Consider the following 14,720-nt stretch of genomic DNA (forward strand, 5'->3'; position numbering starts at 1 on the left):
GGTCACTTTCGTGGCCTGGGGGTCTGACACGTTTCGCACGTCTTCGTGTGGATCGATCCAAAGCGCCGGACGGCCGGAACAGTGCGCCGGCCCGGATCGGTCTGGGAGATCCGCGGTACGGCCCGGCGCACTGCCCGACAGATCACGGCGGCCGGACGCGGCCGCCGTGCCCCGGACGACGTCTGGTCACGCGGCCGTCACGCCACGCGCATGCCGCCGATCGAGCGCGGTCGGCCACGACGGCGCTTGCGGCTGCGCACGGTTCCGTCGACGACGATCTCTCCGCCCCACACACCCCACGGCTCGCGGCGGGCGAGAGCGCCCGCGAGGCACTGCGCCTTGAGCGGGCACGCGGCGCACGCGCGCTTCGCTTCCTCGAGGTCCGCCGGGTGCTCAGCGAACCAGAGCTCGGGCTGTTCCGAGCACGGCACGGAGTCGTCGGTCTCGGTGATGATGTTCACGAGGTCCACACTGGTCACAACGCAGAAGAGGGCTAAAGGGTTGGGTTTGGTGCATAATCCTTCCGAACTTTTTCTGAACATCGCCGAAAGCACTGGTGCCGGGATGCTCGCGATGTGGTCAACGGGATGCCCGCGGACGGTCAGAACCGCTGCCGCGCGCGCCTAGGCTGGACCGTGTGACCCCCACCGACGCCCGGAACGGGACCAGCAGGACCGCGCGGAAGAGCGCCGAGGTCGGCCCGACCAGCCCCTCGTGGCTCGCCGCCGCCCTACCTGCCGCCGCGCTCGTCGCGCTGGCCGCCCTCTTCGCCGCCGGCGCGTTCTCCGGGGCGTTCACCGCGTTCGCCAACTTCGCGGACCCGGGAGTCGTCGTGCGGTGGGGCGTGCCCGTCGCGACCGTGGCCACCGAGCTGGCCGTGGCGGTGACCATCGGCACGCTCGCGCTGGCCGCCTGGGTGCTGCCGCGCGGGCCGCTCGTGGACCGGGCGCTCGGGGTCGCGGGGATCGCGGCGGGCGTGTGGACCGTGGCCGCGCTGGTGCAGCTCGTCCTGCGCTTCTCGTGGTCCACCTACCTGCCCCTGGACTCGCCGACGTTCGGCCCGGCGCTGATGGAGTACGTCTCGACGATCGCGGTGGGCCGCACCTACCTGGGGATCGTGATCGTCGCGGCCCTCACGGCCGCCGTCGCCCTGCTGGTGCGGGGGTCGGTCGGCGCGCTGTGCGCGATGGCGCTGCCGCTGGTCGCCCTCGGCATGCAGTCCTCCACGGGGCACGCGGCCGGTGCCGCGAGCCACGACCTCGCGATCTCGGCCCTGTTCCTGCACCTCGGCGGCGCGGCCCTGTGGATCGGCGGGCTGGCCGCGATCGTCTTCGTCGGCCTCCGGCACGCCGCCACCGCCGACGTGATCCGGCGGTACTCCGCGATCGCGCTGTGGTGCTTCGCCGCCGTCGCGATCTCCGGCCTGGTCAGCGCCTGGATCCGGATCGGGTCGCTCGACGGGCTGACCACCGACTACGGCATCCTGCTCGTGGTCAAGGCCGTGCTGCTGATCGTGCTGGGCGGCCTGGGCTGGCTGCACCGCAGCACCGTCGTCGCCCGCCTGTCCACGGGCAGCGCCACGCGGAACGCGGCGATCGGCCTGTTCTGGCGGCTCGCCGCGGTCGAGGTCGGGGTCATGGGCGCGGTGTCCGGCGTCGCGGTCGCCCTCGGCTCCACGGCACCCCCCGTGCCCGACGACGAGATCGTCGACCCGACCCCGGCCGAGATCGTCACCGGCCACCCCCTGCCGCCCGAGCCCTCGACGCTGCGCTGGCTCACCGAGTTCCAGTGGGACGTCATCGTCGCGTTCGCCTGCGCGGCCGCCCTGATCGTGTACGTGCGCTGGGCGCTCCGGCTGCGCGCCCGCGGGGACGCGTGGCCCGTGGGCCGCACCGTCTCGTGGTGCCTCGGCATCGTCGTGCTCTTCTGGGCGACCAACGGCGGCGCCGCCGTCTACGGCCACGTGCTGTTCAGCGCGCACATGGTGCAGCACATGATCCTGGCGATGGTCGTGCCGCTGTTCCTCGTGCTGGCCGCGCCGGTCACCCTGCTGCTGCGGGCGGTCCCCGCGCGCAAGGACGACTCCCGCGGCCCGCGCGAGTGGGTGCTGCTGCTGGTCCACTCCGCGTTCGGCCGGTTCCTGGCCAACCCGATCGTGGCCGCGGTCCTGTTCGCGGGCGGCATGATCGTCTTCTACTTCACGCCCCTGTTCGAGCTGGCGCTGACCACGTACGCGGGCCACCTGTGGATGATCCTGCACTTCACGCTCGTCGGGTACCTCTTCGCGAACGCGCTGATCGGCGTCGACCCCGGCCCCACCCGGCCGGGCTACCCGATGCGGCTCGTGCTGCTGTTCGCCACCATGGCGTTCCACGCGTTCTTCGGCGTGACGCTCACCTCCGGCACCGCGCTGCTCGTCCCCGACTGGTTCGGGCTCATGGGCCGCCCGTGGGGCCCGAGCGCCATCGTGGACCAGCAGAAGGGCGGCGCCGTCGCCTGGGGCATCGGCGAGCTGCCCACGCTGCTCCTCGCCGTCGCCGTCGCGATCTCCTGGACCAAGTCCGACGCCCGCGAGGCCCGGCGCAGCGACCGCAAGGCGGAGCGCGACGGCGACGCCGAGCTCGAGGCGTACAACGAGATGCTCGCGAAGAAGGCGGAGCAGGCCGCGAAACGCGGCGAGGGCTGAGCGAAAACTCATGTCACCCAGCGCCCCGGCGTGATAGGACGGCGGCGTGAGCGAAACTCCGCAGACCCCGCAGACCCCGTTCCACGACCTCGACCACTACGTGGCGATCCCGCGCGTCACCGGCCTCACGGCCAGCCACGACGGCACCCGGCTCGTCGCGACCCTCCAGACGCTCGACGACGAGCGCACCGCCTACCGCACCGCCCTCTGGGAGGTGGACCCGGCGGGCGAGGCACCGGCGCGGCGCCTGACCCGGTCCGCCAAGGGCGAGTCGTCGGCCGTGTTCACGCGGTCCGGTGACCTCCTGTTCAGCTCCGCACGGCCGGACCCGGACGCCAAGGACGGCGACGAGCCCCGGCCGGCTCTCTGGCTCCTGCCCGCGGGCGGTGGCGAGGCCCGCGTCATCGCGGCCCCGCAGGGCGGCGTCGGCGGCCCGCTCGTGGCGCGCGACGCCGACACCGTGAGCGTCGCCGCGAGCCTGCTGCCCTCCGCGAAGGACCTGGCGCAGGACGCCGAGCTGCGCAAGGCCCGCAAGGACCAGAAGGTCTCCGCGATCCTGCACACCGGCTACCCCGTGCGCTACTGGGACCACGACCTCGGCCCCGACCAGGAGCGCCGCTTCGTCGGCGACCTGGCGGCGCTCGCCGACGAGCCCGCCGCACCCCTGCCGAAGCCGGCCGACGGCGAGACACCGGCAGCCGCCCCGGACACGCAGGCCAAGCACCTCGACCTGCGCGACCTCACCGGCGCGGGCCGCCACCTGACGGACCACTCCGCCGACCTCTCCGCCGACGGCACGACGCTCGTGACCACCTGGAACGTGAGCGACCCCGGCGCGGCCGTGCGCAACACCCTGGTCGCCCACGACACCGCGACGGGCGACCGGCGCGTCCTGGTGGACGACCCGGACGCCGACACCGGCGCCCCGCGCATCTCGCCCGACGGCGCCTGGGTCGGCTACGTGACGGAGTCCATCTCGACGCCGCACGAGGCCCCGGTGGTCCGCCTCGCCCTGGTGCCGACCGACGGCTCCGCCGACCCGGTGGTCCTGGCGGACGACTGGGACCGCTGGCCCGGCCGCCCCACCTGGCTCCCGGACGGCAGCGGCCTGCTGGTCCAGGCCGACGACGACGGCCGCGGCCCGGTCTTCCTGCTCACCTTCGCAGGGGCGCTCCCGGGCGCCGGCGTGGTGGTCGAGAAGGTGACGTCCGACGACGCCGTCTTCTCCGACCTGAGCGTCACGCCCGACGGCGCCACGCTGTTCGCGCTGCGCAGCTCCTACGCCGCCCCGGCCGAGCCGGTGCGCGTCGACCTGGGCGCCTTCGTCGCCTCGGGCGCGCCGGGGGAGCGGACGCCCGTCGCGGCGACCGTGCTGCGTTCCCCGGTGCCGGCTCCTGCGCTTCCGGGTGCGCTCACCGAGATCGAGACCACGGCCGAGGACGGCACGCGCGTGCGCGCCTGGCTGGCGCTGCCCGCCGACGCCGGGCCGGAGGACAAGGCCCCGCTGCTGCTGTGGATCCACGGCGGCCCGCTGGGCTCGTGGAACTCGTGGAGCTGGCGCTGGAACCCGTGGCTGCTCGTGGCCCAGGGCTACGCCGTCCTGCTGCCGGACCCGGCACTCTCGACCGGCTACGGCCAGGAGTTCATCCAGCGCGGCTGGGGCGCCTGGGGCAAGGCCCCGTTCACCGACCTCATGGCGATCACGGACGCCGCCGAGGCGCTGCCCGAGATCGACGAGACCCGCACCGCCGCGATGGGCGGTTCGTTCGGCGGTTACATGGCCAACTGGGTGGCCGGGCACACCGACCGGTTCCAGGCCGTGGTGACGCACGCGAGCCTGTGGGCGCTGGACCAGTTCGGCCCCACCACGGACGCGTCGTTCTACTGGGCGCGCGAGATGACGCCCGAGATGGCGCTGGAGAACAGCCCGCACCTGTCGGTGGGCGACATCCGGACCCCGATGCTCGTGATCCACGGGGACAAGGACTACCGGGTCCCGGTCGGCGAGGGCCTGCGGCTGTGGTTCGAGCTGCTCACCAAGTCGGGCCTGCCGGCGTCCGACGACGGCGAGACGGTGCACCGGTTCCTGTACTACCCGGACGAGAACCACTGGATCCTGACCCCGCAGAACGCCAAGGTCTGGTACCAGGTGGTGTCGGCGTTCCTCGCGGAGCAGGTGCTCGGCGAGAAGCCCGAGCTGCCGACGACGCTCGGCTGAGGTGACTCCGGCGTGCGCCGGGGTGGAGCGGGTGGCACCCGCTCTGCTCCGGCGCCGGGTTCAGCCCGCCCGGACCGCCCCCACGACGCGCACGCGCACGGCGACGTCGTCGATCTCCTCGGGGATCTTGTCCACGAGTCGTGCGTCGGTCACGTTGACCTGCAGCACCCAGCTCCCGCCGGGCCCTGCCACCTGCTCGACCAGCTCGTCCTCCGAGAGGACCTCGACAGGGGACCTGCCGGCCGGCGACGTGCCTTGCTTCCGTGCGGGGTAGTCACGTGGTGGCTGTCCGATTGACGCCGTGAACTCTGGGGCGACGCCAACCCCGATCACACCGTCGAGCCCGGTCACATTTTCCCGCAATGCGGCTTTTGCGGACCTGGCCTCGTCGAGTGTTGCCATCCCGATCACCTCCTGGTCATCCATTGTGTCCCCCGTGTCTACCCCCTTCCACCGGGGGCGGAGAGGGTGTTGGGACGCATCGGAGAGTCCGGTGCTGCGCCGCAGGTCAGCCGGGTTGTCCGGTGCGACGCGCCGTCCGGACACGCCCGTCGCGCCGGCTGCCGAACGCGACACGCCCGGGGCGGGAAACGCTGGTGCGCAGGGCGAACATTCACCCGGCCGGTCCCGGCTCGGCCGGAGCCGGGACCGCCGACCCGGGGTTCATCCGAACGGATGGGCCTGGTCCCTGGCGAGCTCCACGTCCAGTATCTCCAGCACCTGGTCGATCGGGTTCGCGTAGGTCAGGCCCTTGCCGCTGCGGCCGCCCGACTCGGACCCGGCGAACAGCAGGCCGATGGCCACACCGTCCTCCCGGTAGACCAGCGCGCCCGAGTCGCCCCCGCGTGAGAACGGGCCGTCGTCGAGGCTCTCGATCTCGATCTGGTCGTCGAAGCTGAGGGCGCCCAGGTCCTCGTAGCCGACGATCACGTCGTCGAGCTCGATGGCGGTGACCCGCCCGCGCGTGGTCGCCGTCGTGCGGCCCACCTTGCCCACGATCTCACCGCCCAGGGCGCGCGCGGTCTTCATCACCCGGCCCACGGGGTACTCGAAGCTCACCGGCACCCGGTCGAGCCGGGCGATCGCGGCGTCCGTGTAGGACGGCTCGGCCGAGTCCAGGTCCACCACCTGCGTGAGCTCGCCGATCCGGTCGCCGGGCGCCAGCCCGCCGTCGGCCGGCCCGGGCTGCAGCACGACGTCGCCGGGCCGAGCCTCCGGGGAGCCGGCCAGCACGTGGTAGTTCGAGAGCGCGTACAGGTGACCGTCGCCGGGGACGGCCCGGGTCACGAAGGCACCGAGCGTGCCCGCCGTGACACCCACGTGCCCGATGGAGATGCCGGGCCGCAGCGGACGGCGCCGGTCGGTGTCGCCGTCCGCCTGCGACGTCGGCGCCGGCGGGCGAGGGCCGAGCTCGCTCACCGGGCGGATGCGGCCGGTGCGGCGGATGTCGGCGTCCGGCCCGATCTCGGCCGAGACCTTGCGCACGATCGAACGGGCCCGGGGCACCCCGAGCCGGTAGCGGACGGCGATGCCGAAGCCGCCGTCCTCCTGCGGCACCAGCCCGAGCGCCAGGGTCGGAGCCCGGACGGCGTCGGCGGCGTCCGACTCGCTCTGTGCGCTCGGCGACCGGGGGGTCGCCACGATCCCGTGCTTCTCGGCGAGCTCTCTGGCGAAGGTGGTGAGCTGCTCCTTCATCTTCCTGGCCTCGTCACGGTCCATGCCCCTGATCCTCTCCTCACCCACCAACACGACACGGCAGCAGGATGGCGACACGCCGGTCTGCCCTGGAAAGTCATCCGATAGATGGATATCCCACTGCCAGGTTTGCGCGGTACGTTCCTCTGCTACACCCAACCATGGCCGGGTGAAAGCCAGGAAGCCCCGAGGTGTCACAAAAGATCCCCGGCGGCCTCTTGAAACGTTGGCGGCGCCCGGCACGGGCGCCGAAAGACACGAAACGGCGAGAATGATCGGGACGATGGACGAGACGCGGAGCGCGCGGGTAACCCGTGCCGACGTGCGGGAGGCCCTCATGTGGGCTCTCGAGCGGGACCGCGCTGCCCTGCTCGCGCACCGTGCGGCCGTGCACTCCAGCAAGAGCGACCTCACCCGCCGGCGGGCCGACAAGGCGCTGGTGGAGCGGTGGCGTGCCCGCAGGACGGACGGCGGCAAGGACGGTTCGGCCCGGGAGTGACAATGGGCGGGTGAGCACCAGCGTCCAGAACTTTCCCCGGGTCCGCGCGTCCGAGCTCGTCGGGCGCGGCTGGCTGAACACCGGCGGCCGTACCGTCACGCTCTCCGAGCTGCGCGGCAAGGTCGTGGTCCTCGACTTCTGGACGTTCTGCTGCATCAACTGCCTGCACGTCCTCGACGAGCTGCGCGAGGTCGAGGAGCAGCACCGCGACGAGCTCGTGATCATCGGGGTGCACTCGCCCAAGTTCGAGCACGAGGCCGACCCCGCCGCGCTCGCTGCCGCCGTCGAGCGGTACGAGGTGCGCCACCCCGTGCTCGACGACCCCGAGCTGGTGACCTGGGGCGCGTACACCGCGCGGGCCTGGCCCACGCTCGTGGTCATCGACCCCGAGGGCTACATCGTGGCGCAGATGGCGGGGGAGGGGCACGGCTCCGCGATCGCCGCGCTCGTGTCCGACCTGATCGCCGAGCACGCCCTGAAGGGCACCCTGCACCGCGGCTCGGGGCCGTACGTGCCGCCCGCTCCCGCCTCCGGCACGCTGCGGTTCCCGGCCAAGGCCCTCGCGCTGCCGAACGGGAACGTGCTGGTCGCGGACGCCGGCCACCACTCCCTCGCGGAGCTCGGGCCCGACGGCGAGACCCTGGTCCGCCGCATCGGCTCGGGCGAGCGCGGGCTGGTCGACGGCGGGCCCGGCGAGGCGCGGTTCTCCGAGCCGAACGGGCTGTGCCTGGTGCCGGAGGACCTCCGGGACTCGCTCGGGTACGACGTCGTGGTCGCCGACACGGTCAACCACGCCCTGCGGGGGGTGCGGTTGTCGGACGGCGCCGTGTACACGGTCGCGGGTACGGGGCAGCAGTTCATGGTGGGCGGTCAGGAGAACGTGGCTCTGGAGGGCGAGTCTCTCGCGGGCGATCCGATCCCGCGGGGCGCGCAGTTCGTCCCAAATATCTCGGGGAAGGCCGGGCCGTTCGACCCTACGGAGGCCTACCTTGCGCGCCAGCTGCGGCTGAGCTCCCCGTGGGACGTGGAATGGTCCGATGTCCACTCCGTGTTCGTCGTCGCGATGGCCGGGAACCATACGCTGTGGTCGTTCGACCCCGCCGCGCTCGGCGGGTCAGGGTCCGTGCGACTGCTGGCCGGGACCATGAACGAGGGGCTCGAGGACGGGCCGGGCGCCGGCGCCTGGTTCGCTCAGCCCTCAGGTCTCGCTCAGGCGTCCGACGGCACGGTCTGGCTCGCGGACGCCGAGACCTCTGCGTTGCGTCGGCTGGTTCTCTCCCCCGTCTCGGACGTCTCCGAGGAACTGGACGTGGATCCGGACGCGCCGGACACCGTTCACCTACTCAACGCGTCGTCGTCGGAGACGGTCGTGATCGAGACCGCCGTCGGCCAGGGCCTCTTCGACTTCGGGCACCGGGACGGCGCCGCTGACCAGGCGCTGCTGCAGCACCCGCTCGGCGTCGCGGTGCTGCCGGACGGCAGCGTCGTCGTCGCCGACACCTACAACGGCGCGCTGCGCCGGTACGACCCGGCCTCCGGCGAGGTGACCACCCTGGCCAAGGACCTCGCGGAGCCGTCGGACGTGCTCGTCGAGGTCGCGGACGACGCCGTGCACCTGCTCGTCGTCGAGTCGGCCGCGCACCGGCTCACGCGCGTGGCGCTGCCGGCGACCCTCGCGGGCGAGGTGCTCGACGGCGGCGCGCACAAGGTCGCCCGGCCCGCCACCGACGTGGGCTCCGGCGCGCTGCGCCTCGACGTCCCGTTCGCCCCGGCTCCCGGTCAGAAGCTCGACGACCGCTGGGGCCCGTCGACGTCGCTCCAGGTCAGCGCCACCCCGCCGGAGCTGCTGCTGTCGGGCGCGGGCAGCGGCACGGACCTGTTCCGCGACCTGGTGATCAACCCCGACGTGGCCGAGGGCATCCTGCACGTGACCGCGAAGGCGGCGTCGTGCGACCAGGTGCCGCTGCTGCCGAACGGTGAGCCGGACCCCGACGTGTTTCCCGCCTGCCACCTGGCGCAGCAGGACTGGGGCGTCCCGGTCCGCGTCGTGCCGGACGGCGACGCGGGCCTCACGCTGCCCCTGCGCGGCTGACCCAGACCTGACCCCACGTGTCAGACGTACAGGTCCCTCGGGTGACCTGTACGTCTGACACGTCAGCGCGCGAGCACCGCCGGCAGCTCCGTCAGCGAGTCGATAACCGTCGTCCGCGCGGCCTCCGGGCGGCGCGCGTGCAGGTATCCCCACGGCCCGCGGCGCAGCAGCACCGGCATCATCCCGGCGTCGGCGGCGGGGAGCACGTCGTTGTCCAGCCGGTCGCCCACGTAGGCGATCTCCTCCGGCGCGACCCCCGAGAGCTCCGCGACCCGCGCGAAGAACTCCGGCTCCGGCTTCTGCACGCCCCACTCGTCGGAGGTGCGGATAGCGCTCGCGGGCAGGTCCATGGCCTCCAGCGCGGCCCGCGCCTCGGGCGGCTGGTTCCCCGCGACGACGACGTCGAAGCCCGCCTCGCGCAGCGCCGTCAGCGCGGGCCGCACGTCGGGGTAGAGGTCGTCGGCGTCGAACCCGGTGCGCAGCCCGTCCGGGTCGTCCTGTGCCCAGCGCGCGGCCTCGGCCTGAAAGTCCAGCCCGGGCCGCAGCAGCTCGAACGCCTCCCGGTGGGACAGGTCGAGCGCGGCGCAGCCGCCGAGCACGCCCAGGAACGTCAGCGGCGGCACCCCGAGCCGCTCCGCCCAGCGGAGCCAGATCCGGGACTCGTCGATCAGGGTCTCTCCGACGTCGAACACCACCGTGCGCACCATGGCCCCGACCCTAGGACCTGCGGGGCGTGCCGGTCACGCCAGGTGGAACAGCGGGTCGCCCGCCCGGACGACGGCGCCGGGCCGCACCAGCTCGTCGAGCCGCCCGTGCCCCAGGTCCAGCGCGACGACGGGCACCAGCGGCGAGCGGCCGCCCTCGGCCACCGCGGTCGGGGACCAGACGACGAGCTCCTGGCCCGCCGTGACCGTGTCGCCCTCGTCGACCAGCAGCGTGAAGCCCTCGCCCTTGAGCTGCACCGTGTCGATGCCGAGGTGCACCAGGACGCCCCGGCCTCCGGTCGGTTCGGCGTCCGCGGACGGCGCCAGCAGCACGAAGGCGTGCGGGTGCAGCTTGACGATCACACCGGCGCACGGGGCGACGACGCGCCCACCGAGCTCGGCGTCCGGCTCGACGGCGAGACCCGGGCCGACGATGCTCTCCGCGAAGACGGGATCGGGCACGTCACGCATCGCCACCACCCGTCCTGCGACGGGCGAACCGACATTCAGGGCCTCGGCCATGCGGACATCTTGTCAGAACGACGCCGCGCGGAAACGCGGCACGCCGGGCCGTGGACCGGACCTCACCCGGCCGCCGCGGCCGACGATCCGGACCCCGGACCGGACCTCACCCGGCCCGCGCGGCCCGCCGTCCGGGCCGCGGACGGACCTCGCCCGCACCTCACCCGGGGCCGCCCGGACCGGGCCTCGCTCGGCCGGTGCGTCGCGTGTAACGTTCCGAGCACACTCGACGACGAGCCCGAGGGAGCGTACGGATGACGAGCGAGAGGCTCACGGGGGTCCCGGCGAGCCCGGGCCGCGCGGTGGGAACGGTGGTTCGGATGCCGGCCCGCGTACCGGAGCCGAGCACGAGCCGTCTGACGGGTTCGGCGGACGACGCCGTGCGCGCCGTCGAGGAGGCCGCCGCCCAGGTCGAGGCCGATCTCGCGGAGCGCGCGGGCCGCGCGTCGGGCACCGCGGCCGACGTCCTGGCGGTGACCGCGGCCATGGCCGCGGACCCGACCCTCGCCGCCGGCGCCGCCCGCCGCGTCCGGGAGGACCACCTCACGCCGGAACGCGCCGTGTGGGACGCCGCCGGTTCGGTGGCGACGCAGCTCGAGACGCTCGGCCCGCCCATGTCGGAGCGGGCCCGGGACGTGCGCGACGTGCGCGACCGCATCGTCGCCGCGCTCACCGGCGCGGCCCCGCCCGGAGTGCCGGACCCCGGGCACCCGTTCGTGCTGGTGGCGAGCGACCTCGCCCCGGCGGACACCGCGATGCTCGACCCCGCGGTGGTCACCGCCATCGTCACCGCGCGCGGCGGCCCCACCTCGCACATGGCCATCCTGGCGCGCGCCCTCGGCATCCCGGCCGTCGTCGCGCTGCCCGGGGCCAACGACCTCGCCCACGGCGAGGAGCTCGTGGTCGACGGCACGCTCGGCACGGTCCTGCGTACCCCGTCGGCCGACGACGTGGAGGGCGCCCGGCGCCGGGTCACCGCCGCCACGTTCGACGGCCGGGGCGTGACGCGCGACGGGTCCGAGGTGGAGCTCGTGGCGAACGTCGCCGACCCGGCGGCCGCCGCGGCCGCCGCCGAGGCGGGCGCGCGCGGTGTGGGCCTGTTCCGCACGGAGTTCTGCTTCCTCGGCCGGGGCGAGGAGCCCAGCGTCGAGGAGCAGGTGACCGCATACCGGGCCGTGCTGTCCCACTTCCCGGGCCGCCGGGTCGTCGTCCGCACGCTCGACGCCGGCGCCGACAAGCCCCTGCGCTTCCTCACGCCGGACCACGAGGACAACCCGGCGCTCGGCGTCCGGGGGCTGCGCACCGCCGTCGCGCACCCGGACGTGCTGGACCGGCAGCTCGGCGCGATCGCCCGGGCCGCCGCCGCCGAGACCGCAGAGGTCTGGGTGATGGCGCCGATGGTCTCCACCGTCGACGAGTCCCGGGACTTCGCGGCGGCGTGCGCGGCGCACGGCCTGGACACGCCGGGCATCATGATCGAGACCCCGGCCGCCGCGCTCCAGGCGCGGCACCTGCTGGCGGAGGTCTCGTTCGCGAGCCTGGGCACCAACGACCTCACGCAGTACACGATGGCGGCCGACCGGGACCTGGCCGGGGTCGCCGTGCTCTCGACCCCGTGGCAGCCCGCCGTCCTGGAGCTGGTCCGGGTGGCGAGCGAGGGCGGAGCGTTGCAAGGTGCTCCGGTGGGGGTGTGCGGTGAGGCGGCGGCAGATCCTCTGCTCGCTCCCGTACTCGTCGGACTGGGCGTAACGTCTCTGTCCATGACACCTCGTGCTCTGGCGGACGTCGCGGGTACCCTCGCAGGCGTGTCCCGCGACGAGTGCGTGGACCTGGCCCGGGCCGTGCTCGAGTGCTCGACCGCCGACGCCGCGCGAGACCTGGCGCGGGACCGTCTCCTCACCTGAACCCCATCTGAACCTCCAGGTCACATCACAGTCACGTAGGCGCTCTAAGGTGGCCCGCATGCCCGAACCGATCAGGACCGAACCGCAGGAGCCCGACGTACCCGACGTGCACGTCACGCTCTCGACGGCCTCGGTCTTCCCTCGCCGTGTCCCGCTGGCCTTCGAGGCCGCGGCCGAGCTCGGCTACGACGGCATCGAGGTGATGATCTGGTCCGAGGAGGTCACCCAGAACCCGCGCTCGCTCGCGAAGCTCGCCGCCGACAACGGCATGCCGGTCCGCTCGGTGCACGCCCCGACGCTGCTGGTCAGCCAGCGGGTCTGGGGCCGGTCCCCGGTCGCGAAGCTGGAGCGGACCACGGAGATGGCCCTCGAGCTCGGCGCCGGCACGGTGGTGGTGCACCCGCCGTTCCGCTGGCAGTACAAGTACGCGCGCCAGTTCCAGGACCAGGTGCGTGAGCTGAGCGAGACGACCGGCGTCACGATCGCCGTCGAGAACATGTACCCCTGGCGTGGTGGCCGGCGTGAGTTCCAGGCCTACCTGCCGGGCTGGGACCCGGCGGAGCACGACTACGACGCCGTGACCCTCGACCTGTCGCACGCGAGCGTGGCCCAGCAGGACGCGCTCACCCTGCTGCACACGTTCGGCGACCGGCTGCGGCACGTGCACCTCGCCGACGGCAACCACGGCGCGCGGGACGAGCACCTGGTGCCCGGCCGCGGCAGCATGCACGCGGAGAAGGTGCTCCAGGAGCTGGTGGCGCGCCGCTGGAGCGGCGACGTCTGCGTGGAGATCTCGACCCGCGCTGCCCGCAGCGCGGCCGAGCGGCACGACGACCTGGCGGCCTCGCTGCAGTTCGCGCGGGCCTACCTGTCGCCCACGCCGCACGAGTTCCACACCCCGCCCGGCGCGCACCACCGGCCCCACGACGCCTGGTGACCCGTGCTGTGACGTTGCTCTCGAACTGTTTCGATCCCGAGGGGCGACGGGGCTAGACTGGCCCCGTCGAGCAAGAACTGGTGCGGCGGACCGCCGCAGGACGAAGGAGGTGGCGCGCATGACCCGTAGCGAGCCTCCGAGTAGTCCGAACCGCAGCTGAGCTGACGGTTCCCCCGCCCGTGTGTCCGCGGGCTCTCGCGCACCGGTGCGCTCCGCCCCTCGTCGGGGCGTGAGGTCCACCGGTCGCCCGGCCGTCCCTGTTGCGGTGTTCGCAGTCCTTTTCCTGCGCTCGACCCCAGGAGTTCTCCCATGGCCACGTTCCTGCCCTCCCGTCCTGCCCGCCCGCTGCTGGGCGCCCTGCGCCAGCGCCGCACCGTCGGCGTCGTGCCCGACGTCGCCCCGCGTCCCGTCGCCCCCGAGCCGCGCTCCGCGGTGGTCGCCGCCGCGATCTACGACGACGGCGTCCGCACCGCCCGCTACGACAACCTCGCCGAGACGTTCAGCGCGCTGCGCTCGCGCCCGGGCGGCATGGCCTGGATCGGGCTGGAGCGGCCCGAGGAGACCGAGCTGACGTCGCTCGCCCGCGAGTTCGACCTGCACCCGCTCGCGATCGAGGACGCCATCCAGGCGCACCAGCGCCCCAAGATCGAGCGCTACGGCGACACCCTGTTCGTGGTGCTGCGCGCCGCCCGCTACCTGGACGACGCCGAGGAGGTCGAGTTCGGCGAGCTGCACGTCTTCGTCGGCCCCGACTTCGTGGTGACCGTGCGGCACGGCGCCTCGCCCGACCTGGCCGCGGTGCGCACCCGGCTGGAGGCGGACCGCGAGATGCTCGCCCGCGGGCCTGAGGCGGTCCTGTACGCGATCCTCGACAGCGTCGTGGACGGGTACGCGCCGGTCGTGGCGGGACTGGACCACGACATCGACGAGATCGAGTCCGACGTCTGGGGCGGCGCCCCCGACGTGTCGCGGCGCGTGTACGAGCTGTCCCGCGAGGTCATCGACTTCCAGCGCGCGGTCCGGCCCGAGCAGGCCCTGTGCGGCTCGCTCGCCAAGGGCGCCGACAAGTACGGCGTGGACCCCGAGCTGCAGGCCTACCTGCGCGACGTCGCCGACCACCTCACCGAGGCCGCCGACCGCATCGAGGTCTTCCGCGCCGCGCTGCGCGACATCCTCACCGTCGCCGCGACCCTGGTCGCGCAGCGGCAGAACGAGGAGATGAAGCACCTCTCCGAGGTCAGCATCCGGCAGGGCGAGGAGGTCAAGAAGATCTCGGGCTGGGCGGCCATCCTGTTCGCCCCGACCCTCGTCGGCACGGTCTACGGCATGAACTTCGATGTCATGCCGGAGCTCGGCTGGGCGTGGGGATACCCGGCGGCACTGGTCGGCATGCTGGCCGTGAGCGTGGGCCTGTTCGGCGTCTTCCGCTGGAAGCGCTGGATCTGACCCGCGGCCCGGCCGGG

The 14,720-nt window shown here is 73.5% G+C and carries 12 protein-coding genes; 7 read left to right on the forward strand and 5 right to left on the reverse strand.

Features of this window, described 5'->3' with window-relative positions; translation table 11 throughout:
• Nucleotides 1–197: 197 nt before the first annotated feature.
• Nucleotides 198–470 carry a WhiB family transcriptional regulator gene (locus ACFU5G_RS12640; RefSeq protein WP_020017492.1) on the reverse strand — a complete coding sequence of 91 codons (273 nt, stop codon included), beginning with the start codon at nt 468–470 and terminating at the stop codon, nt 198–200.
• Nucleotides 471–637: 167 nt separating this feature from the next.
• On the opposite strand from ACFU5G_RS12640, the gene ACFU5G_RS12645 reads away from it, so the two are divergent.
• Together ACFU5G_RS12645 and ACFU5G_RS12650 are read left to right on the forward strand one after the other, a co-directional pair.
• Complete coding sequence (locus ACFU5G_RS12645) at nt 638–2,686, forward strand: cytochrome c oxidase assembly protein (RefSeq protein ID WP_377244594.1); 2,049 nt, start codon at nt 638–640, stop codon at nt 2,684–2,686.
• Between the two features lie 46 nt (nt 2,687–2,732).
• Nucleotides 2,733–4,904: an alpha/beta fold hydrolase gene (locus ACFU5G_RS12650; RefSeq protein ID WP_377244597.1), complete on the forward strand. Its 2,172-nt coding sequence runs from the start codon at nt 2,733–2,735 to the stop codon at nt 4,902–4,904.
• Between the two features lie 60 nt (nt 4,905–4,964).
• On the opposite strand, the gene ACFU5G_RS12655 is transcribed toward ACFU5G_RS12650, so the two are convergent.
• Both ACFU5G_RS12655 and ACFU5G_RS12660 read right to left on the reverse strand, forming a co-directional pair.
• On the reverse strand, nt 4,965–5,306 hold the full coding sequence (locus ACFU5G_RS12655) for a hypothetical protein (protein ID WP_377244600.1): 342 nt from the start codon (nt 5,304–5,306) through the stop codon (nt 4,965–4,967).
• 261 nt (nt 5,307–5,567) lie between these two features.
• A complete protein-coding gene (locus ACFU5G_RS12660; protein WP_377244603.1) occupies nt 5,568–6,623 on the reverse strand; it encodes a hypothetical protein in 1,056 nt (351 codons plus the stop codon).
• Between the two features lie 259 nt (nt 6,624–6,882).
• Here ACFU5G_RS12660 and ACFU5G_RS12665 point away from each other — a divergent pair, with 259 nt between their 5' ends.
• Nucleotides 6,883–7,098: a hypothetical protein gene (locus ACFU5G_RS12665; RefSeq protein WP_157237282.1), complete on the forward strand. Its 216-nt coding sequence runs from the start codon at nt 6,883–6,885 to the stop codon at nt 7,096–7,098.
• Nucleotides 7,099–7,108: 10 nt separating this feature from the next.
• Nucleotides 7,109–9,190 (forward strand): NHL domain-containing thioredoxin family protein, encoded by a 2,082-nt coding sequence (locus ACFU5G_RS12670; protein WP_377244606.1) that lies wholly within the window; start codon nt 7,109–7,111, stop codon nt 9,188–9,190.
• Between the two features lie 62 nt (nt 9,191–9,252).
• Here the strand turns inward: ACFU5G_RS12670 and ACFU5G_RS12675 are convergent, their stop codons facing one another.
• Nucleotides 9,253–9,897, reverse strand: coding sequence for an HAD family hydrolase (locus ACFU5G_RS12675; protein WP_377244609.1), 645 nt, complete (start codon nt 9,895–9,897; stop codon nt 9,253–9,255).
• 33 nt (nt 9,898–9,930) lie between these two features.
• Nucleotides 9,931–10,416, reverse strand: coding sequence for a PTS glucose transporter subunit IIA (locus ACFU5G_RS12680; protein WP_377244612.1), 486 nt, complete (start codon nt 10,414–10,416; stop codon nt 9,931–9,933).
• Between the two features lie 254 nt (nt 10,417–10,670).
• On the opposite strand from ACFU5G_RS12680, the gene ptsP reads away from it, so the two are divergent.
• The 3 genes from ptsP (at nt 10,671) to ACFU5G_RS12695 (ending at nt 14,703) form a co-directional block, all read left to right on the forward strand.
• Complete coding sequence (gene ptsP / locus ACFU5G_RS12685; protein WP_377244615.1) at nt 10,671–12,320, forward strand: phosphoenolpyruvate--protein phosphotransferase; 1,650 nt, start codon at nt 10,671–10,673, stop codon at nt 12,318–12,320.
• Nucleotides 12,321–12,378: 58 nt separating this feature from the next.
• A complete protein-coding gene (locus ACFU5G_RS12690) occupies nt 12,379–13,257 on the forward strand; it encodes a sugar phosphate isomerase/epimerase family protein (RefSeq protein ID WP_377244618.1) in 879 nt (292 codons plus the stop codon).
• A gap of 309 nt (nt 13,258–13,566) precedes the next feature.
• Nucleotides 13,567–14,703, forward strand: a complete 1,137-nt coding sequence (locus ACFU5G_RS12695; protein ID WP_377244621.1) for a magnesium and cobalt transport protein CorA — start codon at nt 13,567–13,569, stop codon at nt 14,701–14,703.
• Nucleotides 14,704–14,720 lie beyond the last annotated feature (17 nt).

The organism is Promicromonospora sp. NPDC057488 (genome assembly GCF_042802395.1).
Classification (GTDB): domain Bacteria; phylum Actinomycetota; class Actinomycetes; order Actinomycetales; family Cellulomonadaceae; genus Promicromonospora.

Bases quoted from the DNA above. Each gene is read 5' to 3' on its own strand.
- ACFU5G_RS12655 (WP_377244600.1), bottom strand. From the start codon at position 5,306: ATGGCAACACTCGACGAGGCCAGGTCCGCAAAAGCCGCATTGCGGGAA.
- ACFU5G_RS12660 (WP_377244603.1), bottom strand. From the start codon at position 6,623: ATGGACCGTGACGAGGCCAGGAAGATGAAGGAGCAGCTCACCACCTTC.
- ACFU5G_RS12665 (WP_157237282.1), top strand. From the start codon at position 6,883: ATGGACGAGACGCGGAGCGCGCGGGTAACCCGTGCCGACGTGCGGGAG.
- ACFU5G_RS12675 (WP_377244609.1), bottom strand. From the start codon at position 9,897: ATGGTGCGCACGGTGGTGTTCGACGTCGGAGAGACCCTGATCGACGAG.
- ACFU5G_RS12680 (WP_377244612.1), bottom strand. From the start codon at position 10,416: ATGGCCGAGGCCCTGAATGTCGGTTCGCCCGTCGCAGGACGGGTGGTG.
- ptsP (WP_377244615.1), top strand. From the start codon at position 10,671: ATGACGAGCGAGAGGCTCACGGGGGTCCCGGCGAGCCCGGGCCGCGCG.
- ACFU5G_RS12690 (WP_377244618.1), top strand. From the start codon at position 12,379: ATGCCCGAACCGATCAGGACCGAACCGCAGGAGCCCGACGTACCCGAC.
- ACFU5G_RS12695 (WP_377244621.1), top strand. From the start codon at position 13,567: ATGGCCACGTTCCTGCCCTCCCGTCCTGCCCGCCCGCTGCTGGGCGCC.